The organism is Streptomyces sp. NPDC019531, assembly GCF_044903305.1.
Taxonomy (GTDB): Bacteria; Actinomycetota; Actinomycetes; order Streptomycetales; family Streptomycetaceae; genus Streptomyces.
Genome location: NZ_JBJDQL010000009.1, coordinates 89,039 through 113,526, shown reverse-complemented (window position 1 = coordinate 113,526; position 24,488 = coordinate 89,039). Strand labels below are relative to the sequence as shown.

The following is a 24,488-nucleotide window of genomic DNA, read 5'->3' as shown; positions in this document are numbered from 1 at the left end:
ACGTGCGGGCTTTCGGCGTGGTTATGCGACGAGACCCTTGGCGTCGCGGGCGAGCGCGGTCAGCCGCGATATCGCACGGAAGTACTTCTTGCGGTAGCCGCCGTTCAGCATCTCCTCGCTGAACAGCCGGTCGAAGGGCAGGCCGGAGGCCAGGACCGGGACCTCGCGGTCGTAGAGGCGGTCCGCGAGCACCACTAGGCGCAGCGCCGTGGACTGGTCGGGAACCGGCTGGACGTCCGTGAGGCACACCGCCCTCAGGCCGTCGGTCAGAGCGCCGTACCGGCTGGGGTGGACCTTGGCGAGGTGTGCGAGCAGCTGCGGGAAGTCGTCGAGCGAGGCGCCCTCGGTTGCGTGCGCCGCCTTGGTGACCTCCTCGTCGGCGAACGGGGCGGGCGCCTCGGGCAGCCCTCGGTGGCGATAGTCCTCGCCGTCGATGCGCAGGGGACGGAAGCGCGCCGCGAGCCCCTGGATCTCGCGCAGGAAGTCGGCGGCCGCGAACCGGCCCTCGCCGAGCTTGCCCGGCAGGGTGTTGGAGGTGGCGGCGAGCGCCACGCCCGCGTCGACCAGCTTGCCGAGCAGGGTGGAGACGAGGACGGTGTCGCCGGGGTCGTCCAGCTCGAACTCGTCGATGCACAGGAGGCGGTGGCCGGAGAGCGTCTGGACCGTCTTCTGGAAGCCGAGGGCACCGACCAGGTTGGTCAGCTCCACGAAGGTGCCGAAGGCCTTCAGGGAGGGCTCGGCCGGGGTGGCGTGCCACAGGGAGGCCAGCAGGTGGGTCTTGCCGACGCCGTAGCCGCCGTCGAGGTAGACGCCGCGGGGGCCCGTCGGGGCCTTGGCCCGGTCGCGGGACCTGCCGAGACCGAAGAAGCCGCGCTTGCCGCCGCCGATCGCGTGCGCGCCGCCGAGGCCTGTCGCGAAGCCCTCCAGGACCCGTACGGCCTCGGTCTGGCTGGGCTGGTTCGGATCCGGGATGTACGTGTCGAAGCGCACCGAGTCGAACCGCGGCGGCGGCACCATCTCGGCGACCAGCCGGTCCGCGGGGACGTGCGGCTCACGGGCGCACAGGGACAGCGGGGCGGTGTCGGCTGTCGGGCCGAACCCGGACGCGGCGGGGGAAGTAGACACGGTTCACCATGCTAAGGGCCGTGCCACACTGCACGACATGCGACGCCTGTTCCCTGTGATCGACGAGACAGTGGCCCGGACCTCGGAGGAGGCGGGCGGTGGGGCCCCCGGGGTCGGCGGGGCCGACGTTACCTCCGGGGGCGGCCGGATTCCTGGCGCCGACCGGTCTGGTGGAGCCATCGGGGCAGATGGGTCTGGTGGAGCCATGGGGGCCGGCGGGTCTGGTGGAGCTATGGGGGCCGGCGAGTCTGGTGGAGCCGCCGGGGCAGGCGGGATTTCCGGGGCTGAGGAAGCCTCCGGGACCGGCGGGGGCTCCGGCGCCGGCGTGACCCCTGGTGCCGGAGAGCGCGAGTGGAGCCTCGCCGAGCTGGCCGCCGCCTACGCGTACCCCGAGCTCGGGCCCGGCTCCGGTGCTCCGGAGGTCTGGCTGCGCGCCAACATGGTCTCCACGCTCGACGGTGCAGCCCAGCACGACGGCCGCTCGCAGCCCATCTCCACCGCGACCGACATGCGGATCTTCGGGACGCTGCGGGCGCTGGCGGACGTGGTGATCGCCGGTGCGGAAACGGTCCGCCAGGAGGGGTACCGGCCCGCACGCGTGCGTGCCGAGTTCGCGGAGATGCGGGAGGCGGCCGGACAGGGCCCGGTCCCGGCGATCGCGGTGATCACCGCGAGCCTGGACCTGGACTTCTCGCTTCCGCTGTACACCTCGCCCCTGGTGCCCACGCTGATCCTCACGGGTGCCGCGGCGGCCCCGGACCGGATCGCCGCGGCCGAGAAGGCGGGGGCCCGGGTGGTGATCGCGGGCGACGGCGTCGGCGTGGACCCCGTGCGGGCCGTACGGGCGCTGGCCGAGCTCGGGCACACCCGGCTGCTGACCGAGGGCGGCCCCCGGCTGCTCGGGCAGCTGGTGGCCGCCGGCGTACTCGACGAGCTCTGTCTGACCCTGTCCCCGATGCTGACCGCGGGGGACGCGCAGCGGATCGCCGGGGGGCCGTCGGTCGCGGTCCCGGCGCGGTTCGTACTGGACTCCCTGCTGGAGGAGGACGGATTCCTCTTCAGCAGGTACCGCAGGCCTTGAGCGCCCGCGGGTGGGTATAGGGGTTCGATTGGTACCGCAGTAGCCGACATCGATGGAATCCACCGTTCCGTTTAGTTTCCGGCGGGCACACTGAAACCGGCAGTACCCGTGCGATCACGGGGCAGGATGGTTTCCGCAGAGCGCAGAGAAGGGGACGCCCGGTGTTCACAAGCGTTTTGATGATCGAGAAGGCCCTGACGTCCGCCGACGTGGAGTTCGTCACCACCTTGCACGGCGACGAGTCGGTCGCGTTCCATGTGCTGCTCCAGCCGCGGGGGGATCAGGCCGACCGCCTGCTGCGGGCCATCGACGACGTGGCGCTGGGCGAGCTGGACGAGGCCGTACGGGAGCGGGAGACGCCCGAGGGCGAGGCCGCGAAGGGAATGGGGGAGCGGGCCCTCGAAGTGTCCCTGCAGGCTCTCAGAGCCTCCGGGAGCCAGGCCGAGGGGCGGCTCATCGAGGACCACCCTCTGGACGCGCTGAAGGCCGTCGTCGAGGAGATCGGCGCCGACGAGGTGATCGTGCTGACCGACCCCCACTATGTGGAGGAGTTCTTCCACCGGGACTGGGCCTCCCGGGCCCGTCACAAGGTGGGCGTCCCGGTGCTGAAGCTGTTCTCGCACAGCAAGGCATAGGCTGGCCCCCGCATCCGTACCGCACCACTCTGGGGAGACACACGCATGGCACCCGGCCTTCCTACCGCCATGGACCGACCGCACTTCATCGGGATCGGTGGGGCCGGGATGTCGGGGATCGCGAAGATCCTCGCCCAGCGCGGGGCCGAGGTGGCGGGCAGTGACGCCAAGGAGTCGGCGACCGCCGAAGCCCTGCGCGCGCTCGGTGCGACCGTGCACATCGGGCACGCGGCGGAGCATCTGGCGTCCGACGCCACCTGCGTGGTCGTGTCGTCGGCGATCCGGGCCGACAACCCCGAGCTGGCCCGCGCGGCCGAGCTGGGCATCCCGGTCGTCCACCGGTCGGACGCCCTCGCCTCGCTGATGGACGGCCTGCGGCCGATCGCGGTCGCGGGCACGCACGGCAAGACGACCACCACCTCGATGCTGGCGGTCTCCCTGTCCGAGCTGGGCCTGAAGCCGTCGTACGCGATCGGCGGCGACCTGGACGCCCCCGGCTCCAACGCCCTGCACGGCGAGGGCGAGATCTTCGTCGCCGAGGCGGACGAATCGGACCGCAGCTTCCACAAGTACGCCCCCGAGGTCGCGATCGTCCTCAACGTCGAGCTCGACCACCACGCCAACTACGCGTCGATGGACGAGATCTACGAGTCCTTCGAGACCTTCGTGGACCGCGTCGCCGAGGCCGGCACGCTGGTGATCAACGCCGACCACGAGGGGGCACGGGAGCTGACCCGGCGCGTGACGGCGGGCGACGTGAGCGTGGTGACGTACGGCGACGCCGAGGACGCCGACGTACGCGTCCTGTCGGTCGTCCCGCAAGGCCTGAAGAGCGAGGTCACCGTGCTCCTCGACGGCGTGGAGCTCACCTTCACGGTCTCCGTCCCCGGCCGTCACTACGCGCACAACGCGGTGGCCGCCCTGGCCGCCGGTGTGGCCCTCGGGGTCCCTGCCGCCGAGCTGGCGCCGGCCCTGGCCGCCTACACCGGCGTCAAGCGGCGCCTCCAGTTGAAGGGCGAGGCGGCGGGGGTGCAGGTCATCGACTCCTACGCCCACCACCCCACCGAGATGACGGCGGACCTGGAGGCCATGCGCGCGGCGGCCGGTGACGCCCGCATCCTCGTCGTCTTCCAGCCCCATCTGTTCTCGCGGACGCAGGAGCTCGGCAAGGAGATGGGCGAGGCGCTGGGGCTCGCGGACGCCTCGGTCGTCCTGGACATCTACCCGGCCCGCGAGGACCCGATCCCCGGGGTGACCAGCGAGCTGATCATCGAGGCGGCCCGGGCCGCGGGCGCGGACGTGACGCCGGTCCATGACAAGGCGGACGTGCCGTCCGTGGTAGCGGGAATGGCGAAGGCCGGTGATCTCGTTCTCACCATGGGCGCGGGCGACGTCACGGACCTCGGCCCACTGATCCTGGACCGTCTCGCGAAGTAAGGGGCCGATCTTCATGTCGTACGACGTCGAAAAGCCGGACGAGGAGTGGCGCGCGAAGCTGAGCCCGGCCGAGTACGCCGTACTCCGCCAGGCCGGCACCGAGCCCGCCTTCACCGGTGAGTACACCAACACCAAGACCGAGGGCGTGTACTCCTGTCGCGCCTGCGGCGCCGAACTCTTCACCTCCACCACGAAGTTCGAGTCCCACTGCGGCTGGCCGTCCTTCTACGACCCGAAGGACACCGACGCGGTCGAGCTGATCGAGGACCGGTCGCATGGAATGGTCCGCACCGAGGTGCGCTGCGCCCGGTGTGGCTCGCACCTCGGACACGTGTTCGCGGGCGAGGGGTACGCGACGCCCACGGACCAGCGGTACTGCATCAACAGCATCTCGCTCCGGCTGACGTCGGCCGAGGACTGAGCGAGCGTTAAGGGGTCACGGCCCAGGCCCGCCTCGCGGGCGCGGAGGGCCGCGGCCGTGCGGTCGGGGCCTGGCCGTGATACCCGCCACGGGGTGCTGCGGCATGGGGTGGGTCGGCCCCGGGCGGCCGACGGTTACCTGGGTCCTTGACACCGACCGGTCAACTCCGGCCTGCGCACACCCTTTGCGACGCGGTGTCCGCCGTGCGGGCGGGATACGGTACGGACTCGGTGATCCAGAGGGAGGGCCCGGATGCGTGTCGGGGGAGTGGCCGAGGTTGGGCCCGTGGTGGAGTCACTGGTGGGGAACTCCTCCCGGTACGGCGGGAAGCTCGCGTTCGCCGATGATCGACGGGAGGTGAGCTGGGCCGAACTGGAGGCGCGGACGCGGCGGTTGGCAGGAGCGCTCGGCGTCGGGCGGGGGGCCCGGGTGGCGTTCTGTCTCGACAACTGCGTGGAATTGGTCGAGGGGTTGCTCGCCACCGTCCGAGCCGCCGCGGTCGGGGTGCCGTTGAGTCCGCGCGGGACCCATGCCGAGCTCGCGGCACTGCTCACCGACTGCGATCCGGACGTACTGGTCGTCGACCGGCGGCAGTTGGCGCGGATCGCCAGTGTGCTCGGGGAGCGGTCGCCGCGGCTGGTGGTGACCGGGGAGGGGCCGGTGCCGGAGGGGGTCGTGCACTTCGACGACCTGGTGGCGGACAGCCGTTCACCTGAACCCCGTGACGACCTCGGGCTGGACGAGCCCGCCTGGCTGCTCTACACCTCCGGCACCTCGGGGACCCCGCGGGCCGCCGTCGCCAGTCAGCGGTCCGCGCTCTGGTCGCCGGTCGCCTGCTATGTGCCCCGGCTGGGCCTCTCGGCGGACGACCGGCTGCTGTGGCCGCTGCCACTCGCCCACACCTACGCCCACTCGCTCTGTCTGCTCGGCACGACCGTGGCGGGGGCGAGCGCGCGGATCACCGCCGCGCGTGAACCGGCGGCTCTGGTCGGGCTCATCGGGGAATTCCGGCCGACCGTGCTGGGGGGAGTGCCGCTCACGTATCAGCAGTTGCTCGACGCCGGGCTCAGCGAGGTGCAGGTGCCCTCGCTGCGGGTGTGTGTCACCGCCGGGGCGCCCAGCGGGCCGGAGCTGCGGGAGCTGGTCGAGCGACGGTTCGGGGCACCGCTGCTCGACGGGTACGGCAGCACCGAGACCTGCGGCAAGATCGCGATGGAATCCCTGGCGGGGCCGCGGGTGCGGGGGAGCAGTGGGGCGGTGCTTCCCGGGATGGAGGTGCGGCTCCTCGATCCCGGGAGCGGGGAGGAGGTCGTCGGCGCCGAGGGGGAGATCTGCGTGCGCGGGCCCGGCATGATGCTGGGCTACCACGACGGAGCCGGGGCGGGCGGCGACGGCTGGTACCGCACCGGTGACCTGGGGCGGTTCGGCGAGCACGGGACGCTCACCATCACCGGGCGCGCGAACGACCGTATCGTCCGCGGCGGCGAGAACGTCGACCCCGTCGAGGTGGAGCAGGTGCTGCGCGCACTGCCCGGAGTGCTGGACGCGGCCGTGGTGGCGCGGCCGCATCCGCTGCTCGGCGAGGTCCCGGTCGCGTTCGTCGTACCGGGGGAACGGGCTCTGGACACGGGCGGTCTGCTGCGGGCCTGCGCCGAGGTGCTCTCCGCGCACAAGGTGCCCGACGAGGTGTCGTTCATCCCGGCCATCCCTCGCACCGCGGCCGGCAAGACACGGCGGGCCGTCCTCCGGGAGGGCCTCGCCGCACGCCCGGCCGAGGAGGCCCTCGCGGGGCTCGCCGACCTGTCCCCGGGGGAGCGGCAGGCGGCGCTGACCGAGCTGGTGTGCGCGGAGACGGCGGCGATCGGTGGGGCGGTGGGCGGCCCCGAGGCGCCCGTGACCGACGCGGCGGCGATCGACCCCCACACCGCCTTCGCCGATCTCGGGCTCACCTCCATGGGGGCGATGACCCTGTGGCACCGGCTCGGTCTCCGTACCGGGCTGCGGCTGCCCGCCACCCTGGTCTGGGACCACCCGACGCCCGCCGCGGTCGCCGCCCACCTGGACGCGCGGCTGCACGGGGGCGCGCCCGCGACCTCGGCCCCGCGCCGCGGACCGGCCGCCGAGCCGATCGCGATCGTGGCCGTCGGCTGCCGTTACCCGGGCGGGGTGCGCTCCCCCGAGGACCTCTGGCGGCTGGTGTCCGACGGTGTGGACGCCACCGGGGAGTTCCCCACCGACCGCGGATGGGACGTCGACGCCCTGTACGACCCCGACCCCGACCGGCTCGGGACGACGTACACCCGACGCGGCGGTTTCCTCACCGACGCCGCCGACTTCGACCCGCTGTTCTTCGGTATCTCGCCCCGCGAGGCGACGGCCACCGACCCGCAGCACCGGCTGCTGCTCGAGGTCGCCTGGGAGACGCTGGAGCGGGCCGGTATCCCCGCGCCCGCGCTGCGGGGCAGCGCCACCGGTGTCTACGTCGGTCTGATGCACGGCGGATACGGCGGCGGGGCCTCGGCGCACGCGCTGGAGTCGCACATCGGCGTCGGGTCGGCGGGCAGCGTGGCCTCCGGGCGGATCTCCTATGTGCTGGGACTGCGCGGCCCGGCCCTGACCGTCGACACGGCCTGCTCGTCCTCGCTGGTCGCCATGGACCTGGCCGCCGCGGCGCTGCGGGCGGGCGAGTGCACGCTCGCGCTGGCCGGCGGGGTGACCGTGCTGGCCAGTCCCAAGCCGTTCGTCGTGTTCAGCCGGCAACGGGGGCTGTCCGCGGACGGCCGGTGCCGGTCCTACGCGGACGGCGCGGAGGGCACCGCGTGGGCCGAGGGCGTCGGCCTGGTGCTGCTGGAGAAGCTGTCCGACGCCCGCCGGAACGGCCACCCCGTCCTTGCCGTGCTGCGCGGCTCCGCCGTCAACCAGGACGGCGCGTCCAACGGCCTGACCGCACCCAACGGCGAGGCCCAACGGGAGCTGATCCGGCTGGCGTTGGCCGACGCCGGGCTGGACTCCGCCGACGTCGACGTCGTCGAGGGCCACGGCACCGGGACCGCGCTCGGCGACCCCATCGAGGCGGGCGCCCTGCTCGCCACCTACGGCCAGGACCGCGACCCGGCCGACCCCGTCTGGCTCGGCTCGGTCAAGTCGAACTTCGGGCACACCCAGGCCGCGGCCGGAGTCGCCGGTGTCATCAAGATGATCGAGGCGATGCGCCACGGCGAACTGCCCCGGTCGCTGTACGCGGAGCGGCCCTCGCGGCACGTGGACTGGGCCGACGGGGCGGTACGGCTGCTGGACCGGGCCCGGCCCTGGCCGGAACGGGACCGGCCGCGCCGGGCGGCGGTGTCGTCCTTCGGTATCGGCGGGACCAACGCGCACGTGATCATCGAGGAGCCCCGGCAGCCGGAGCAGGCCGAGGACATCCGTTCCGGCCCGTCCGGTGCCGTCAGCTGGCTTGTCAGCGGCAGCGACGAGGCCGGACTCCGCGCCCACGCACGCGAGTTGGCGGTCGCATTGGCGGATGTGGACGGGAAGGCGGACGCACTGGACTTCGCCCACTCGCTCGCGACCACCAGGACCGCGCTGCCTCGCCGCGCCGCAGTGCTGGCCGCCGACGCCCACGGACTCCTCGCCGGGCTGCGGGAGTTGGCCGACGGCGTCGACAGCCCCGCACTGCGCAGGGGCACCGTACGCGGCAACCCCAAGGCGGCGCTGCTCTGCGCGGGGCAGGGCACCCAACGCACCGGAATGGGACGTGAACTGTCCGCCGCCTTCCCCGTGTTCGCCACCGTTTTCACCGAACTGTGCGACGCGTTCACTCCGTTGCTCGACCGGCCCCTGCGCGAGGTGATCGACGACCCCGACAACAGCGACCTGCTGCACCGCACCGACTACGCCCAACCGGCCCTGTTCGCCTACGAGGTCGCGCTGCACGCCCTGCTCGCCGACTGCGGCGTACGGCCGGACTTCCTGGTCGGCCACTCCGTCGGCGAACTGGCCGCCGCCCACATCGCGGGCGTGTTCTCGCGCGCCGACGCGGTGCGGCTGGTCGCGGCGCGGGGCCGGCTGATGGCCGAACTGCCCGCAGGGGGCGCCATGATCGCCGTACGGGCGCCGCTGGCCGACGTGCTCAAGCGGCTCGACGAGATGCCCGGTGCCCGGGTCGCCGTGTCAGCCGTCAACGGGCCCGAGTCCGTGGTGCTGTCCGGCGACGACGAGGCGGTGACCGCCCTGGCCGGTCGACTCGGGCGTACGGCGACCCGGTTGCGGGTCGGTCACGCCTTCCACTCGCCGCTGCTCGACCCGATGCTGGACGGGTTCCGGGAGGTCGCCGAGTCGGTGACCTACCACCGGCCGTCCGTACCGCTGGTGTCGACGCTGACCGGTCGCCCGGAGCCGGACGCCTTCGGGACCGCCGAGTACTGGGTACGACAGGCGCGCGAGACCGTGCGCTTCGCCGACGCGGTGGAGTGGCTGGCGCGGGCGGGGGTGACGGCGTATGTGGAGGCAGGTCCGTCAGCGGCGCTGACCGCGGCGGCCGAGGAGTGCGTCGAGCCGGACGCCGGGGCGCTGTTCACCTCGGCTGCCGATACGGCCGTGGCGCTGGCGGAGCTGCATGTGCACGGGGTGCCGGTGGACTGGCGGAACGTGTACGCCGGTACCGGTGCCCGGCGGCGTCCCTTGCCGACGTACCCCTTCCAGCGGCAGCGCTACTGGCTGGACGTCCGCCGGAGCCAGGACGGTGACGGCCACCCGCTCGTGGGCGAGGCGCAGCCCGACGCCGACGGGCCCGGGACCCGGTACAGCGGGGTGCTGTCCACGAAGCGTCAGCCGTGGCTCGCGGACCATGTGATCGGTGAGCGGGTGCTGGTGCCCGCGACGGTCTTCGCCGAACTGGCGTTCCGGGCCGCCGAGGGCTCCGTACGGCTGGCCGAACTGTCCTTCCACGAGCCGCTGGTGCTGCCCGCGTCGGACGAGGTGCGGATCCAGGTGGTCGCCGAAGCGCCCGATCAGGACGGGAACCGCCCGCTCTCCGTCTGGGCGAGGACGGCGGGAGCGTGGACTCGCCACGCCCGCGCGGCGGTTGCTCCGGCAGCCGTCCACACCACCCCCGCCACGACCACCGACGAGACATGGCCCCCCGTCGGCGCCGAGGAGGTCGTGGTCGACTACGAGCGGATCGCCGGGTACGGCCACCACTACGGAACGGCGTTCCGCGCGGTCACCGGGCTGTGGCGGCGGAACACCGAGATCTACGCCGAGTTGGCGCTCCGGCCCACCGAGGCGGCGGACGTCGGCAAGTACGCCCTGCATCCGGCCCTGTTCGACGCTGCCCTGCACGCCGCACTGCTGGCCGAGGGGCCGGGCGAGGCACGGGTCCCGCTCGCCTGTACCGGTGTGACCGTGCACGCGACCGGGGCCACCGCGGCGAGGGCCCGTCTGGAGCGGCTCGGGCCGGACGAGGTACGGGTGACGCTGACCGGTGTGGACGGGCGACCGCTGGCCACCGTCGAGTCCCTGGTCACCCGGGTGATCAAGGTCCGGTCCGCGCAGCTCCACAAGGTGGCCTGGCGGCCCGCCGTCGAGGCAGGACAGGCCGGCACCGAGCACGAACTGTTCGATGTGGCAGCCCTGCCGGACGGCCCGTCCGACGACATGCCGAGCCGCGTCCGGAGCCTCCTCACGGCCACCCTCACCCGCGTACGCGACTGGGTCGCCGACGCCCGCCCCGGCCGTCTGCTGGTGCTCACCCACCACGCCACCGGAGACCAACCGGACCCGGCCGAGGCAGCGGTGGCCGGACTCGTGCGCAGCGCCCAGTCCGAGCATCCCGGCCGGCTGGTGCAGATCGACCTCCGAGGCGGTACCGCCACTCCCGCCGCACTGGACGCGGCCCTGCGCACCGGTGAGCCCCAACTCGCCCTGCACGACGGCACGGTCATGGTGCCCAGGCTGACCACCACGGGCGCGGCGACCGCGGAGCCACCCGCTCTCGACCCCGACGGCACCGTGCTGATCACCGGCGGCACCGGAGCGCTCGGCGCGAGCCTCGCCCGGTATCTCGTGGCCGAACACGGCGTACGGCACCTGCTGTTGGCGAGCCGCAGCGGTCGTACCCCCGACTGGGTGGCCGAACTGCCCGCGAACGTACGGGTGGTGGCCTGTGACGTGAGCGACCGGACCGCCGTCGACGCACTGGTCGCGTCCTGCGAGCCGCCCCTGACCGCGGTGTTCCATCTCGCCGGAGTGGTGGCCGACGGTGTGGTGGACGGGATGACGCCGGAGCGGCTGACGGAGGCGCTGGCGCCCAAGGCGGACGCCGCCTGGCATCTGCACGAGGCGACGGCGGCCCTGGAGTTGTCCGCGTTCGTCCTGTACTCCTCGGCCGCCGGGGTGCTGGGCCGACCGGGGCAGTCCAACTACGCGGCCGCCAACGGCTTCCTCGACGCGCTGGCCGAGTACCGGGCCGCCCGTGGCCTTCCCGCGCGGTCGCTGGCGTGGGGTCCGTGGGCCACCGCGCACGACGAGGGCATGGCCGGCCGGGTCGCACCGAACCTGCTGGCCGAGGGAGGCGTGCCCGCGGTCACCGAGCAGGAGGGCATCGAACTGCTGGACGCGGCGCTGCGCACGGCGGAACCGGCGCTGGTACCCGTGCCGTTCGGCCGGGCGACCGCGAGCGGATCGGCCATGCCGCCGGTGCTCTCGGACCTGCTTCCGGCGCGCCCGGCCCCGGCCGCCGTCGCGTCCGCGGCCGCCCAAACCCCCGGTTCCTGGCGCAAGAGACTCGCGGCGACACCCGAGGGCGACCGCGAGACCGTACTGGCCGGGCTGCTCCGGGCGGAACTGGCCGCGGTACTGGGCTTCCTGGACCAGGACGCGTTCCCCGCCGACCGCGAGTTCGGGCAGCTCGGCTTCGACTCACTGACGGCCCTTCAGTTCCGCAACCGGCTCAGTGCGTTCACGCGGGTGCGGCTGGCGCCGACAGTCGTCCTCGAACACCCGACCCTGAAGGGGCTGACGGCGCACATCCTGGCCGCGTTGCGGGAAGCGGGGGCCTTGCCCGAGGTCCACCGGGACACTCCGGTCACCGAGACGGTGGCCGAAGTCCCCCCGTCCCCCTACCGGTTCACCACCCTCTACCACCGCGTCCTGCGCGAGCAGGGCCCGCTGGAGGCGATGACCCTCCGGTACGTGTCCTCGTACGCGCTGCCGTCCTTCACCGCCGCCGACCGCGCCGGTCACACGGTGGAGCCCGTCCGGCTCGCCGGCGGCGGCGACACCGGTACGGCCGCGGCGCTGGTGTATCTCCCCGACTACCTCGCCCCCTTCCACCGTGTCCCCACCGGCCTGGCCCAACAGTTCGACGGGGAACGGGACTTGTTCCTGCTGGAGCACCCCGGGTTCGGGCTCCGCAGGGCGGTTCCGGACTCGATGGAGACGCTGGTGCGGGCGCACGCCGATGCCGTGCGCGGGATCGCGCGAGGCGGTGGCCCAGTGGTGCTGGTCGGCTACTGCGCCGGTGGGGTGATCGCCCATGAGGTGGCACGTCACCTGGCGACCGGCGGAGAGCCCCCGACCGGAGTCGTCCTGATCGACTCCCACGCGGGCGTACTGCGACGCGGCGACGCGCGCGCACTCGCCCTGATGGCCGCCGGTGCCGCTCTGCCGGAGGACGTGGTCGAGGAGTTCGACGACTCGCTGCTGATCGCCGGCGGCGGCTACGCGCGCGTGCTGGAGGGATGGCACCCGGGGCCGTCACCGGTGCCGACCCTCCTGCTGCGCGGCCGGCCGACCGCCGAGATGCGACGGACCGACCCCGCGGGGGACTGGGCACCGCGCTGGCCGCTGCCGCACGACGGCGTCGACGTCCCCGGTGACCACTACTCCGTGGTCCACCAGGACGCCGAATCCACCGCCACGGCGATCCGAGCCTGGCTGACCCACTGACCGACTGACCGTCCCACGAACGGAAGGGGGTTCCCGATGGACCCCGAGTACGACCTGATCGTCGTCGGTGGCGGGCCGGCCGGCTCGACCGCCGCGGCCGCCGTCGCGATGCGCGGACACCGGGTGCTGCTGCTGGAGCGGGAGACCTTCCCGAGGTACCAGATAGGCGAGTCGCTGCTGCCCGCCACCGTGCACGGCCTGTGCGGCATCCTCGGCGTCGCCGACGAGGTCGCCGAAGCCGGGTTCACCCTCAAACGCGGCGGCACGCTGCGCTGGGGCCGCGACCCGAAGCCGTGGCAGTTCTCCTTCGCCATGACGCCCCGCCTGCCCGAACCCACGGCCACGGCCTTCCAGGTGGAGCGCTCCCGGTTCGACGAGATCCTGCTGCGCAACGCGGCCCGCGTCGGCGCCCAGGTCCGCGAGGGGAGCACGGTGCGCCGGGTGGTCGCCGGCGACGACGAGCGGGTGCGCGGGGTCGAGTACACCGACGCAGACGGCAACACCCGTACCGCACACGGCCGTTACGTCATCGACGCGTCCGGCAACACCAGCCGCATCCACTCCGGCGTGGGCGGTACGCGCGTGTACTCCGACTTCTTCCGCAACCTCGCCGTGTTCGGCTACTTCGCGGGCGGACGCCGGCTGCCCGAGCCGAACCGGGGCAACATCTTCTGCGCGGCCTTCGACGCCGGCTGGCTCTGGTACATCCCGCTCCGCGACGACCTGACCAGCGTCGGCGCCGTGATCTCACCCGAGAACAACCCCTCCGTCCAGCGCGATCCGCGCGCCACCTGGCAGGACATGATCCGGGCCTGCCCCGAGGTCGCCGAACTGCTCGACGGGGTACCGGTCGCCACCGAGCCGCCGTACGACCGGGTGCGGGTGCGCAAGGACTGGTCGTACTGGAAGAAGTCCCTCTGGAAGCCCGGTATGGCGCTCGTCGGTGACGCCGCCTGCTTCGTGGACCCGGTGCTGTCCTCCGGTGTCCATCTGGCCACCTACGGCGCCCTGTTGGCCGCCCGGGCCGTCAACTCCGCGCTCGACGGCAGCGTGCCCGAGGAGCGCGGCTTCGCCGAGTTCGAGACGCGCTACCGGCGTGAGTACGGCGTGTTCTACGAGTTCCTCATCGCCTTCTACGACATGGAGCGCAACGACGAGTCCTATTTCTGGTCGGCGAAGAAGGTCACCAAGGTCGACAGCACCGAGGCGGCCGCCTTCGCCGAGCTGGCCGGCGGGCTGGTCTCTGGCGACACGGTGGTGCTGGGGGCCCAGTGGAGCGCCGCGTCCGCCGAACTGGACGGTGCGGTGGGCCGGTTGGCGACCGCCGACGACCGGGTGAACCCGCTGCTGTCCACGAGGGTCGTCGGCGAGACCTTCCGGACCGGCAACGACCTCCAGGAGCAGGCGCTCTACGGCGGCCCGCTGGACGACAGCCGGCCGGCGGACTCCGATCGGCTCGTCGCCTCCGCCGACGGGCTGGGGTGGGACACCCGGGCCACCGGAATCTGAATCGATGAACGACCGAACCGGCAGGCACCTGTGGTGAAGCGGGTGCCGCTCCCGCCGTCGTGACGTGGGCCGTGGTGCCGTTCCAGTCCAAGGCCACGTCGAACGCGGACTTGCCCACGTTCACGGTGTGGCCCGGGGCTCCGGTGACCGTGTCCACCGGGGTGATCGTGTCGCCGTTGCTCGGGCTGACCCAGAGGGTGCGGCCGTCCGGGGACAGACCGAGGCCGTAGGCCTGGCCTGTGGGTGTCGTGGGTGGCCGTGTCGATGGGAGTCACCGCCGAGCCGCCGAAGTTGGAGACGTGGACTGTCCATGACCGGCGGACTTCTTCCTGTTCCACGGCCCGGTGTCCGACCCTCGACCTACGATGCCCGGATGCAGCCACACTTCACCGGCACCGCCCTGATCACCGATGATGTTCCGGCTCTCGCCGCCTTCTACGCCGCCGTCCTGGACGCAGACGTCGAAAGAAGCGACCCCTTCGCCCGGGTGATGGTCCCCGGTGCCGTCCTGTCGTTCCGGAAGTCGTTCGAGGCCAGGCGGTGAGGATCGAGCCGTCTTCTGGGGCAGTAGGCACAACCATTGATGTGACGGCGACCGGTTTTCTAGATGACGAAGCGGTCACAGTGGAGTTGGCCGATGGCGGGCACCTTCAGAAGTTTGAAGGGCCATACGGAGAGGAAAAGTCGTGGTCTGCCGATTCAAACGGCACAGTGACGGCATCGCTCACAGTTCCCCGTGAAATCTGCTGTGCCGGGGGAAAGCTGGACGTGATCGTCACGAGCGTCAAAAGGCACACTCGCGGTGCGAGCGGCCAGGCGATCTTTACGATCACCAATTAGGCCGGCGCGAGCTGTTCAATGGGGCGAACGTTCAAAGAACCTTCCGGTGCACGAGGGCCGACATGCAGAGCACGCCCGGCAGCAGGGGTAGCCAGACCGTCAGCACGCGATAGCCGATGAGGACCGCCGTGCCGAGGCTCACCGGGACGCCGTAGACCGCGAGGGTGAACACCATGGCCGCGTCGATCGGGCCGATGCCGCCGGGCGCGGGCACCGAGCCGACCGCGGTGCTCGCGGCGAGGTACGCGAACGCGACCTGCGCCCAGGACAGCGTCATACCGAGCGAGCTGCCGACCGCGTGGATCACGCTCGCCTGGAGCAGGGGTGCGGCCGCCGCGCCGCCCCACAGGGCGAGGATCCGGCTGGGCATGGTGTGCAGTCGGCGGGCGTCGGTCAGGGCGGTGCGCACGAACCTGGCCGCGGGGCGGCGCAGCGGCCGTACGACGGTCACCAGCAGGAGTGTGACGCCGAGTCCGAGCCCCGCGGCCACCGCGGGCAGGAACAGCATGCGGCCGTCCGGGACGAGTTCACCGAGCCGCAGCAGACCAGGCAGGGTGACCAGGAAACCGAGCAGCACCAGCGTCTTCGCGATCGGCCTGACCAGTGCGTACAGGGCGAGCGAGGCGGTGGCCCGGGCCAGCGGGATGCCCTGCCCCTGAAGGAAGCGAAGGGTGACGGCGTGGGCGCCGAGACTCGCCGGCAGAACGTGGTTGGCGGCACCGGCGGCGAACTGCGAGGCCACCAGGAGCCCTGGTGGCAGCCGCTCGGGCAGCGCGCCCTGCCGTACGACGGAGGCGGAGATCCAGCCCAGGCAGGTGTAGAAGAGCCCGACGAGCAGCCACCACGGGTCGGCCGTGGCCAGCCGGGCGGTGCCGTCGTACAGCGCACGCCAGTCCAGTACCGCCCAGACGCCTATCAGGAGGACTGGGAGCAGGGTGAGCAGACGGCGGGCCGGGCGGCCTATACGGGTCAGGAAGCGGGGTGGTCCGGCCGCCGCCCGGTGGCCGCCCGTCGGCTGGGGATCGGCGATGGCGGCACACGGCGCCGGGGCGGGGAGGGACCCGGCGGTGACGGAGGCGGGGGCGGCGGCGGGGAGCGGGCCCGGAGGGCCGTCCAGCGGAAGCAGGGACACGGCGCACGTCGTCCTTTCGCGTCATGCCCCGTGCGGGACACGGGGCATGACGGAGGCAAGGCGATGCAGAGGGGACGAGGGAAACGTTCCCGCTCGGTATGACGTTCAAATGTCCGGCAGCCGAAGGAGCGCGGGCGGGTGGGCGAAACGGGGTGGGTCCTCGGTGGTGGAAACAGGTCGCCCCGGCACCCGTGTCGGGGTGCCGGGGCGACCTCGCGGGCCGGTCAGCCCTGGCTGCAGTAGTCCACCCAGCGGTGCGAGGAGATGTTGTTGTTCACGCTCTGCCCGAACTCCTCCAGGCCGGCGCCGTAGGTGAAGCGGTAGTTGCCGGTGGTGGTGTCCCACCACCGGTCGCCCTGACTGATGCAGGCGTGTGCGCCGCCGGCGTTGGGGGCCGTGTACAGGTCGACGGCGTCGAGGCCGCCCGCGTAGCCGTTGTTCCAGATGTCGGAGGTCAGGTTGCGGCAGGAGCCCCAGTCGTTGGAGTTGCCCGCCCACTTGCACTCCCGGCCGCCGCCGTACGGCTGGGTGTACACGTGGAGGTAGCCGTCCGCGGAGGCCAGCCGGGCCGACTTCGTGCCCTGCGAGCCGGACTCCAGGGCACTGGCGCTGGTGACCGGGGAGAGGAGCACGGTGACGGCCGCGGCCGAGGCCGCCAGGGTGAGGACACGCTTGATGGACATGGGGGTTCCCTCGTTTCGTGATGGGTGAGGTGGTGGGGTGGTGCGACCACGGACCGGTGCCGTGGTGGTCTGTGGGGAGCGGCCGGGGATCAGTCGCCGCGTGCGACGATCGCCCGGGCGCGGGGAAGCGCTTCGCGCTTGAGGCGGTCGAGATCGTTCGTCGCTCCGGGGTGGCGCCGGCGCAGTTCGGCCCGGTACTCGGTGTCCAGGGCCTTCGCCACGGACGCCAGGTCACCGGACTTGGCGCAGGCCGCCTCGGCCGATGCCAGCCGTACTTCCCTGGCGTGCGGCCATTCCTTGTCGGGCCGGGTGGCCGCGGCACGGGCCTCGGCCGGGCTCGGATACGTGTAGCCCTTCGCCTTCATGCAGCGCGCCCACGGCTTGGCGGCCGTTCGGTAGCGCTTGTCGGTGAGGACCATGCCGACGCGCATGCCGCCGAGGCTGTCGGTGACCCGGGTGGCCCGGAACCAGGCCGGCAGGTCCTTGTACAGGGTCCGTTCCGCCTCGGCTACGCAGCCCTGGTCGCTGTGCGTGACCTGGATGCCGTTCGGCAGGCGGGCGGAGAGTCCTTTCGGCTCGGCCCCGTTGAGGGCGCTCACCAGCTCGGGGGCGCGGTCGGCGGGCATGGAGCGGTAGTAGCGCTGGTTCGGGTCGCGCAGGGCCTCCTGCTGCCGCTCGCGGTACAGGTCGGTGCCGTAGCCGTGCCGGGCGGCCCAGGCCGGGTCGTCGACGACGTAGGGGAACCGGCTCGCCCCGTCCGCCGCGCGGTACTCCTCGACCCAGTACTCGTATCCCCGCTTCTCCATGCACTTCTTGATCAGGAGTTGCTCGGCGAGGTGGAGGGTCTGCTCGGGGTCGTCCGAGACGTGTCGGCCGGTGCCGGTGCCGGTGCCGGTGCCAGTGCCGGGGGCGGGTGCGGTGCCTCGGGCGGTGGCCGGTGCCGCCGACGTACCGTCCGCGCACCCTGTGAGCGTCGCCGCCAGGAGCGCGGCGGTCAGGAGGAGCAAGGTCCGGCGTGGCATCGGGCGACTCCCTGGGCGCGGTGGGAACGGCTTGTGCTTTCAGGCCGTTGACGCCTCTCGTGACCCATCCGTATGAGCTGGGCGCGGAAGAATTTCCGGCGCGGGAGACTTCGGGGACGACTCATACGAACGCCTCCGGTCGGCTGTCCCTCAGCTGAGGGGCACCTGTGCGAGTTCGTCGAAATCCGGCCAACTGCCGTCGGGAGGTGAGGCCTGGGGACATTTCCTCCGCGCCGGGCGCAAGACCGCACCAGGGGCCCGTGCTTTGTTGGCGGACGGGCTGGATCCGGCCACGGCGTACCACGGCTCGCCCTTCTCCGGCACCGCCCGTCGATATCGTCGAACGCGCATCCGTGGGGCGGGCGGTACGGCGATCGGGGAACGATGCTCCAGGTACGTCTTCTCGGTCCGGTGGAGGTGTGGGAGGACAACCAGAGGGCCCCGCTCGGCGGGATCAGACCCCTGGCGGTGCTGTCCGCACTCGTCGTCAACCTGGGCGAAGTGCTCTCCACGGACCGGCTCGTCGACTCCGTCTGGGACGACCGGGCGCCGGCGACCGCCGGTGCCCTCGTCGCCACCCATGTCTCCGCGGTACGCCGCGCACTGGTCCGCGTCGGCGCGGCCGAGGTGATCCGGACCCGGCCGCCGGGATACGTCGCCGAGCTCGACCCCTCCCAGGTCGACGCCCGCAGCTTCGAGGGACTGCTCGCCTCGGGCCGTGCCGAGGCCGCAGGGGGGCGCCCGGACGAGGCCGCCGACCTGCTGTCGGAGGCGCTCGGACTGTGGCGGGGCCAGGAAGCCCTGGAAGGGCTGAACCAGTCGTTCGCCCGGATCGAGGCGGCCCGGCTGGCGGAACTGCGGCTGGTGGCCCAGGAGGAGTCCTTCGGCCTGCAGCTGGAGCTCGGCCGGGCGGACCGCACGATCGCGCCCCTGCTCGCCCATGTCGCCGCCCATCCCCTGCGGGAACGGCCGCGCGGCCAGCTGATGACCGCCCTGTTCCGCACCGGTCGGGTCTCCGACGCGCTGCACACCTACCAGGAGGGCCGCGAGGTCCTGCGGGAGGAGCTGGGCATCGACGCGGGGCCGGAGCTGCGGGCGCTGCACAAGGCGGTGCTCACCAACGACCCGGCGCTGCTCGGCAACGGCCCCCGGACCGGCGAGGCCCCACTGTTCGGCACCCGCCTTCGGCCCCAGGAGTCCCCGCCGCCCGGCAGCGGCCCTCGGTCCGAGGAGTCCTGGTCGTCCGGTACCGGCTCTGGGCCGCATGGGCTTTCGCTGCCTGGTGCGGGCTCTCGGTCCCGCGAGTCTTCGCCGTCCGGTACGGGGCCTGGGTCCGAAGAGTCCTGGTCGTCCGGTGCCGGCTCTGGGTCCCGCGGGCCTTCGCCGTCCGGTGCCGGTTCCCGGTCCCGCGAGTCTTCGCCGTCCGGTACGGGGCCTGGGCCTGAGGAGTCCTGGTCGTCTGGTGCCGGCTCTGGGCCGCGTGGGCTTTCGCTGCCTGGTGCGGGCTCTCGGTCCCGCGAGTCTTCGCCGTCCGGTACGGGGCCTGGGTCCGAGGAGTCCTCGTCGTCCGGTGCCGGTTCCCGGTCCCAGGAGCCTTCGCCGACCCGTGCCGGTCCCCGGCCGTCGGCCTGGGAAGCGGGCGGCTCCACGGCACCCCGGGGGCGGGTCATGAGGCGCGCGGCGACGCGCCGTACGGTGGCCGACGCCGGCGGCCCTGGTATGGCCACGCGACCTGCCCCGTCCCATCTCCCCCCGGACATAGCCGACTTCGTCGGTCGGACGGACCAGATCGACTGGGCCGTCTCGCTGCTGGGCGGAGTCGACGACCCGGGCCGCACCGCCCCGCCCATCGGTGTGATCTCCGGCCGCTCCGGCACCGGCAAGACCGCGCTCGCCGTGCACGTCGGCCACCGCACCGCCGAACTCTTCCCGGACGGCCGCCTGTTCGTGGACCTGAGAGCCGCCGACACCGCGCCGCTGCAACCCGCCGACGCCCTCGCCCGGCTGCTGCGGGCCATGGGTGCCGAACCGGAGGCGCTGACCGGCTCGGTCGAGGACCTGACGGGCCTGTACCGCACGCACACCGGCCATCGCCGCATCCTGCTGGTCCTCGACAACGCCGCCGGCGAGGCGCACGTACGGCCACTGCTGCCGGCCGGGCCAGGCTCCGCGGTGCTCGTCACCAGCCGCCGCAGGCTGGTCGCGCTGGAGGGCGCGGCGCACCTCGATCTGACCGTTCCGGACCAGGAGGAGGCCCTTGAACTCCTCCGCCGTGTGGCCGGCGGGGACCGCGTCCGCGCGGAGCCGGAGGAGACCGCCGAGATCGTCTCCCTGTGCGGACGGCTGCCGCTCGCCGTGCGCATCGCCGGAGCGCGGCTCGCGGCCCGACCGCACTGGGTGCCCGGCAGACTCGCCGCCCGCCTGCGCGACGAACGACTCAGGCTCAACGAACTGCGCGCCGGTGACCTGGAGTTGCGCACCAGCCTCGAACTCGGCTACGCCGACCTCGATCCGCAGGAGCGCAGCGCCCTGCGCCGGCTGGCCCTGCTCGACCTGCCCGACTTCGCTGCCTGGATCGCCGGGCCCCTGCTGGACATCGGCACGGAGGAGGCCGAGGAGGCCGTCGAGCGCCTGGTGGACTGCCACTTCATCGACGTGATCGGCATGGACGGCACGGGGCGCGGCCGCTACCGCATCCACGACCTGGCCCGCGAACACGCCCGTGAACGCTGTCTGTCGGAGGAGAGCGCCGAGGAACGGGCGGCGGCCGTAGGGCGGTTGGTGGAGTGCTGGCTGGGACTCGCCGAGAAGGCCGCGGCGCGGGGCCCCGGCGGCGCGGCACGGTACTTTCCCGAACCGGCGGAAGTACGGCCCGTCGACCCACTCGATCCGGAGGCCGACGAGGACCTGCTCAGGCGGCCCGCCGCCTGGTTCGCCGCCGAACAGGCCGGTCTGCTGGCGGCGGTGGAGTACTGCGCCGACCACGGGATGGACCGCGCCGCACGGGACCTCGCCGGGGCGCTGATCGCGAGCTCGGTCGCGCTGTACAACCAGTTCGACGCCTGGTCCCGCTCGCACACCGCGGCGATGGCGGCGGTGCGGCGCAGCGGGGACGGCGAGGGGGAGGCGTGGCTGCTCACCGGGCTCGGGCAACTGCGCTACGAGCAGGACGAGTTCGAGGAGTCGTACGAGTATTTCCGGGACGCCCTGAGGTTGTTCGACGGGCTGGAGGACGTGCCGCAGGGGATGGCCCAGGCCCTCGTCGGGATGGCCACGGCCCGGCGCGAACAGGCCTGCTTCCCGGAGGCGTTGGAACTGCTCGGCGCGGCCCTGGAGCGGTACGGACCGGACGGCGACAGCGGTGCCCGGGCCCAGGTGCTGTACGGCATCGGCTGTGTGCACCGGGAGCAGGGGCGGGGACCGGAGTCCCACGAGGCCCTTGCGCAGGCCCTGGAGCTGTACCGGGCGGAAGGCGATCGGTTCGGTGAGGCGCTGACCGTGCGTTCGCTGGCCCTGTGCCATCGGGCGGAGGGCGCGTTGCCGGAGGCCGAGCGGTTGCTGCGGGACGCGCTGCGGGGGTTCGCGGACCTCCACGACACCTTCGGCCTGATGTACACGGAGCAGTCGCTGGCGAAGGTGGAGCTCCGGCAGGGGCGCCTCAGGGAGGCGCGGGAACGGCTCGAACGCTGTCTGGAGGTGGCGCGCGACCGGCAGGACCGCTTCGGTGAGGCGCTGGTGCTGCGGACGCTCGGGGAATGGCACTTGGCGGCCGGTGACTCCGAGGGTGCGCGGGAGCCGTTGGAGCGGGCGTTGTCGGGCTGGGAGGCATTGGGGCTTCCGTTGTGGCGGGCGCGGACCCTGTGGGACCTGGCGGAGGTGTTCGAGGCCGAGGGGGAGTTGGGGGTGGCTTCGGGGGCGCGGGCTGAAGCGATGGTTGTTTTCCGGGAGTTGGGGGCTCGGGAAGCACGAGAGCGGGATGACGGTGCCTAAGGGGGTGCCGCGTCAGGTTCCCGCGCGCGTGCGGCTTCGTCGTGGCTTGTCGCGCAGTTCCCCGCGCCCCTGACGGGGCACTGCATAGCCCCTGGTCATGTGCTTGCAGGCGATCTGCAGAGGAATTGCAGAGGGCCCCGCGACTCTGTTCCCGTGACCGACATCATCACGCTCGCCGATCCTCGGGTCGCCGCCGTCGTACCGTACGAATGCGGCGAACCGCTTGTCGATCTGCGGGCCGACGGGGAGTTGCTGCTTGATCCGCGGCAGGCCGACGACGAGGGGAGCTATGCGCACCTGAGGGCCGGTGCGCTGCGGCGGCTCGTGCGGGCGCAGCGGTTGCTGCCCGCGGGGGTGCGGTTGCTGGTGGTGGAGGGGTATCGGCCGCCGGAACTCCAGCGCCGGTACTTCGAGCAGTACGCGGCGACGATGCGCCGGGCCCACCCGGATGCCTCCGACGCGCGGATCCGTGAGCTCGCCAGCGCGTACATCTCACCGCCGGAGGTCGCCCCGCACGTCAGCGGCGGTGCGGTCGACCTGACCCTGTGCGACCACTCGGGCCGCGAACTGCCGCTCGGCACGGAGGTCAACGCCACCCCGGAGGAGAGCGGGGGCGCCTGCCGCACCGACGCGCCCGGCATCGGCACGGAGGCGCGTGAGTACCGGGCCCTGCTGGGCCATGTGCTCACCGCGACGGGTTTCGTCAACTACCCGACCGAGTGGTGGCACTGGTCGTACGGCGACCGGTACTGGGCCCTGCTGCGCAGGGTGCCGGCCGCCCGCTACGGCCCCGCCGACCCGCCCCGCGCTCCGGCCTGACCACCGGAAGCGGGGCGGCGAGACGAAGAAAACGGCTCGGGATCACCGCAAGGGGGAAAGAAATGGACCACAGTCACGCCACCTGTCCGCCACCGTCGCGCGAGGCCGGCGGTGACCGGCTGAGCCCGGGGGACTTCGACGCGTCCTTCACCGCCGACATGCCACGCCTGCGAAGACGCCTGCTGGCGCTGACGGGCAATCCGCACGACGCCGACGACCTGCTCCAGGAGACCTATCTGCGGCTCTCCCGACGGGCACGCGACCGGAGCCTGACGCGGCAGCAGCATCCGTACGCCTACACCTGCGCCGTCGCCCTCAACCTGTTGCGCGACTCCTGGCAGCACCCCTCCCGCCGCGAACGCACCACCGACCAGCTTCCGGAGGCCGGCTGGGACGGCGGACTCGCCTCCTACGAGGCCTCCGCCACGGCGCTCGAACTGCTGAGCACGCTCTCCGAGAAGGAGGCGGCCGCGGTGATCCTCGTGGATCTGGAGGGGTTCACCCACGACACGGCCGGGGAGCGCCTCGGCGCCCACCGCGGGACCGTCCAGCGCAACCGTCTGCGGGGCCTCGCCAAGATGCGCGCCGCGCTCCACCACTAGGCCGCCGGTGACGCACCCCACGGGGGTGGGTGCGTCACCGGTCCCTGCCACCCGCGTCACCGGCACCCCGGTGACACCACGTCGACGAAGGAAGAGTCCCTTGAAGACCATCAGCACGCGCCGCCGGACCAGCGGCGCGATCCTGGGCGCCTCGGCCCTGGCCCTCACCGCGTTCTTCTCCGCCCCGGCCCACGCCGCCCAGGACGCCACATGCGGTGTCCTCGCACCCGGCGCCTCGGCCACCGCCCAGGCCGCGGTCGACGCGGCCTGTTCGCAGATCGGCGTCTGGTACAGCTGGGGCGGCGGCCACGCCGCGACGCCCGGTGCCAGCTACGGCTTCTACGACGGCTCAGACCCGGACAGCCTCCATGACGGAGAGCGCAAGGGCTTCGACTGCTCGGGCCTGATGCGGTACGCCTACTACCGGGCGACCGGCAAGGACCTGCTCAACGGCACGGCCGACGACCAGTACCACACCTCACAGGCCGCCGCCCGGTTCTCCGCCGGGCAGGGCACCGCCCCGCTGCTGCCGGGCGACCTGATGTTCTGGGGCAGCGGCCACATCCACCACGTCGCCATGTACCTGGGCAACGGGCAGATGGTCGAGGCGTACGAGTCCGGCACCCACATCCGAGTCGCGCCCGTCCGCACCGGCGGCGACTACGCGGGCGCCGTCCGGATCAACGGCTCCGGCACCCCGATCCCGCCGCCCGCGAACGGCGGCACGGTCTTCGAGACCTGGGGCACCGGAGTGCGCACGCACCGGACGCCGAGCGTGGGTTCCGCCGTCGTCGACACCTTCCCCGGGCCGACCCAGGTGTCGGTCCAGTGCCAGCAGCACGCGGAGACCGTGACCGCCGAGGGCTACACCAACGACGCCTGGGCCAAGCTCGCCGACGGTTCGTGGATGACCGTGATCTACGTCAAGGGCCCGGCCTGGCTGCCCGGTGTCCCGGACTGCGGTGGCAGCAGCACCCCGCCGCCGTCCGGCGGCAGCACGGCGTTCCAGACCTGGGGCACAGGGGTGCGCACCCACAGCGAGCCGAACGTCAACGCCGCCGTGGTCGACTACTTCGCGCAGCCGACCACGGTCAACGTGGTCTGCCAGGCCCACGCCCAGGAGGTCACGGCCGACGGCTACACCAACGACGCCTGGTCGAAGCTGACCGACGGCTCGTGGATGACGAACATCTACATCAAGGGCCCGGCCTGGCTGGACGGCGTGGCCACCTGCTGACCGGACAG

16 protein-coding genes are annotated in these 24,488 nt (G+C 72.7%); 12 read left to right on the top strand and 4 right to left on the bottom strand.

Annotated features, from left to right (window positions below):
- Positions 1-21: 21 nt before the first annotated feature.
- Complete coding sequence (gene zapE, locus ACI2L1_RS14110) at positions 22-1,125, bottom strand: cell division protein ZapE (RefSeq protein ID WP_404739596.1); 1,104 nt, start codon at positions 1,123-1,125, stop codon at positions 22-24.
- Positions 1,126-1,450: 325 nt separating this feature from the next.
- On the opposite strand from zapE, the gene ACI2L1_RS14105 reads away from it, so the two are divergent.
- The 8 genes from ACI2L1_RS14105 (at position 1,451) to ACI2L1_RS14070 (ending at position 14,995) form a co-directional block, all read left to right on the top strand.
- Entirely contained in the window at positions 1,451-2,206 is a 756-nt protein-coding gene (locus ACI2L1_RS14105; RefSeq protein WP_404739595.1) for a pyrimidine reductase family protein, read from the top strand.
- 161 nt (positions 2,207-2,367) lie between these two features.
- Positions 2,368-2,841 (top strand): indole-3-glycerol phosphate synthase, encoded by a 474-nt coding sequence (locus tag ACI2L1_RS14100; protein ID WP_404739594.1) that lies wholly within the window; start codon positions 2,368-2,370, stop codon positions 2,839-2,841.
- A gap of 45 nt (positions 2,842-2,886) precedes the next feature.
- On the top strand, positions 2,887-4,278 hold the full coding sequence (gene murC / locus ACI2L1_RS14095; RefSeq protein ID WP_404739593.1) for a UDP-N-acetylmuramate--L-alanine ligase: 1,392 nt from the start codon (positions 2,887-2,889) through the stop codon (positions 4,276-4,278).
- Between the two features lie 13 nt (positions 4,279-4,291).
- On the top strand, positions 4,292-4,699 hold the full coding sequence (msrB, locus tag ACI2L1_RS14090) for a peptide-methionine (R)-S-oxide reductase MsrB (RefSeq protein WP_404739592.1): 408 nt from the start codon (positions 4,292-4,294) through the stop codon (positions 4,697-4,699).
- Between the two features lie 252 nt (positions 4,700-4,951).
- Positions 4,952-12,646 carry an SDR family NAD(P)-dependent oxidoreductase gene (locus ACI2L1_RS14085; RefSeq protein ID WP_404739591.1) on the top strand — a complete coding sequence of 2,565 codons (7,695 nt, stop codon included), beginning with the start codon at positions 4,952-4,954 and terminating at the stop codon, positions 12,644-12,646.
- A 36-nt stretch (positions 12,647-12,682) separates the two neighbouring features.
- Positions 12,683-14,155 (top strand): tryptophan 7-halogenase, encoded by a 1,473-nt coding sequence (locus ACI2L1_RS14080; RefSeq protein WP_404739590.1) that lies wholly within the window; start codon positions 12,683-12,685, stop codon positions 14,153-14,155.
- Between the two features lie 373 nt (positions 14,156-14,528).
- Positions 14,529-14,699, top strand: coding sequence for a VOC family protein (locus ACI2L1_RS14075; protein ID WP_404739589.1), 171 nt, complete (start codon positions 14,529-14,531; stop codon positions 14,697-14,699).
- A 41-nt stretch (positions 14,700-14,740) separates the two neighbouring features.
- Positions 14,741-14,995 carry a hypothetical protein gene (locus ACI2L1_RS14070; protein ID WP_404739588.1) on the top strand — a complete coding sequence of 85 codons (255 nt, stop codon included), beginning with the start codon at positions 14,741-14,743 and terminating at the stop codon, positions 14,993-14,995.
- A 31-nt stretch (positions 14,996-15,026) separates the two neighbouring features.
- On the opposite strand, the gene ACI2L1_RS14065 is transcribed toward ACI2L1_RS14070, so the two are convergent.
- From ACI2L1_RS14065 to ACI2L1_RS14055, 3 genes are all read right to left on the bottom strand, one after another.
- Positions 15,027-16,127 (bottom strand): YbhN family protein, encoded by a 1,101-nt coding sequence (locus tag ACI2L1_RS14065; protein ID WP_404739587.1) that lies wholly within the window; start codon positions 16,125-16,127, stop codon positions 15,027-15,029.
- A gap of 224 nt (positions 16,128-16,351) precedes the next feature.
- Positions 16,352-16,810: a hypothetical protein gene (locus tag ACI2L1_RS14060; RefSeq protein ID WP_404739586.1), complete on the bottom strand. Its 459-nt coding sequence runs from the start codon at positions 16,808-16,810 to the stop codon at positions 16,352-16,354.
- 89 nt (positions 16,811-16,899) lie between these two features.
- Positions 16,900-17,832 (bottom strand): hypothetical protein, encoded by a 933-nt coding sequence (locus ACI2L1_RS14055; RefSeq protein ID WP_404739585.1) that lies wholly within the window; start codon positions 17,830-17,832, stop codon positions 16,900-16,902.
- 384 nt (positions 17,833-18,216) lie between these two features.
- Between ACI2L1_RS14055 and ACI2L1_RS14050 the strand changes: the two genes are divergently transcribed.
- The 4 genes from ACI2L1_RS14050 (at position 18,217) to ACI2L1_RS14035 (ending at position 24,480) form a co-directional block, all read left to right on the top strand.
- Positions 18,217-21,822 (top strand): BTAD domain-containing putative transcriptional regulator, encoded by a 3,606-nt coding sequence (locus ACI2L1_RS14050; RefSeq protein WP_404739584.1) that lies wholly within the window; start codon positions 18,217-18,219, stop codon positions 21,820-21,822.
- Between the two features lie 153 nt (positions 21,823-21,975).
- A complete protein-coding gene (locus ACI2L1_RS14045) occupies positions 21,976-22,641 on the top strand; it encodes a M15 family metallopeptidase (protein WP_404739583.1) in 666 nt (221 codons plus the stop codon).
- A gap of 62 nt (positions 22,642-22,703) precedes the next feature.
- Entirely contained in the window at positions 22,704-23,243 is a 540-nt protein-coding gene (locus tag ACI2L1_RS14040) for an RNA polymerase sigma factor (protein ID WP_404739582.1), read from the top strand.
- Positions 23,244-23,343: 100 nt separating this feature from the next.
- A complete protein-coding gene (locus ACI2L1_RS14035; protein ID WP_404739581.1) occupies positions 23,344-24,480 on the top strand; it encodes a C40 family peptidase in 1,137 nt (378 codons plus the stop codon).
- Positions 24,481-24,488: the final 8 nt, after the last annotated feature.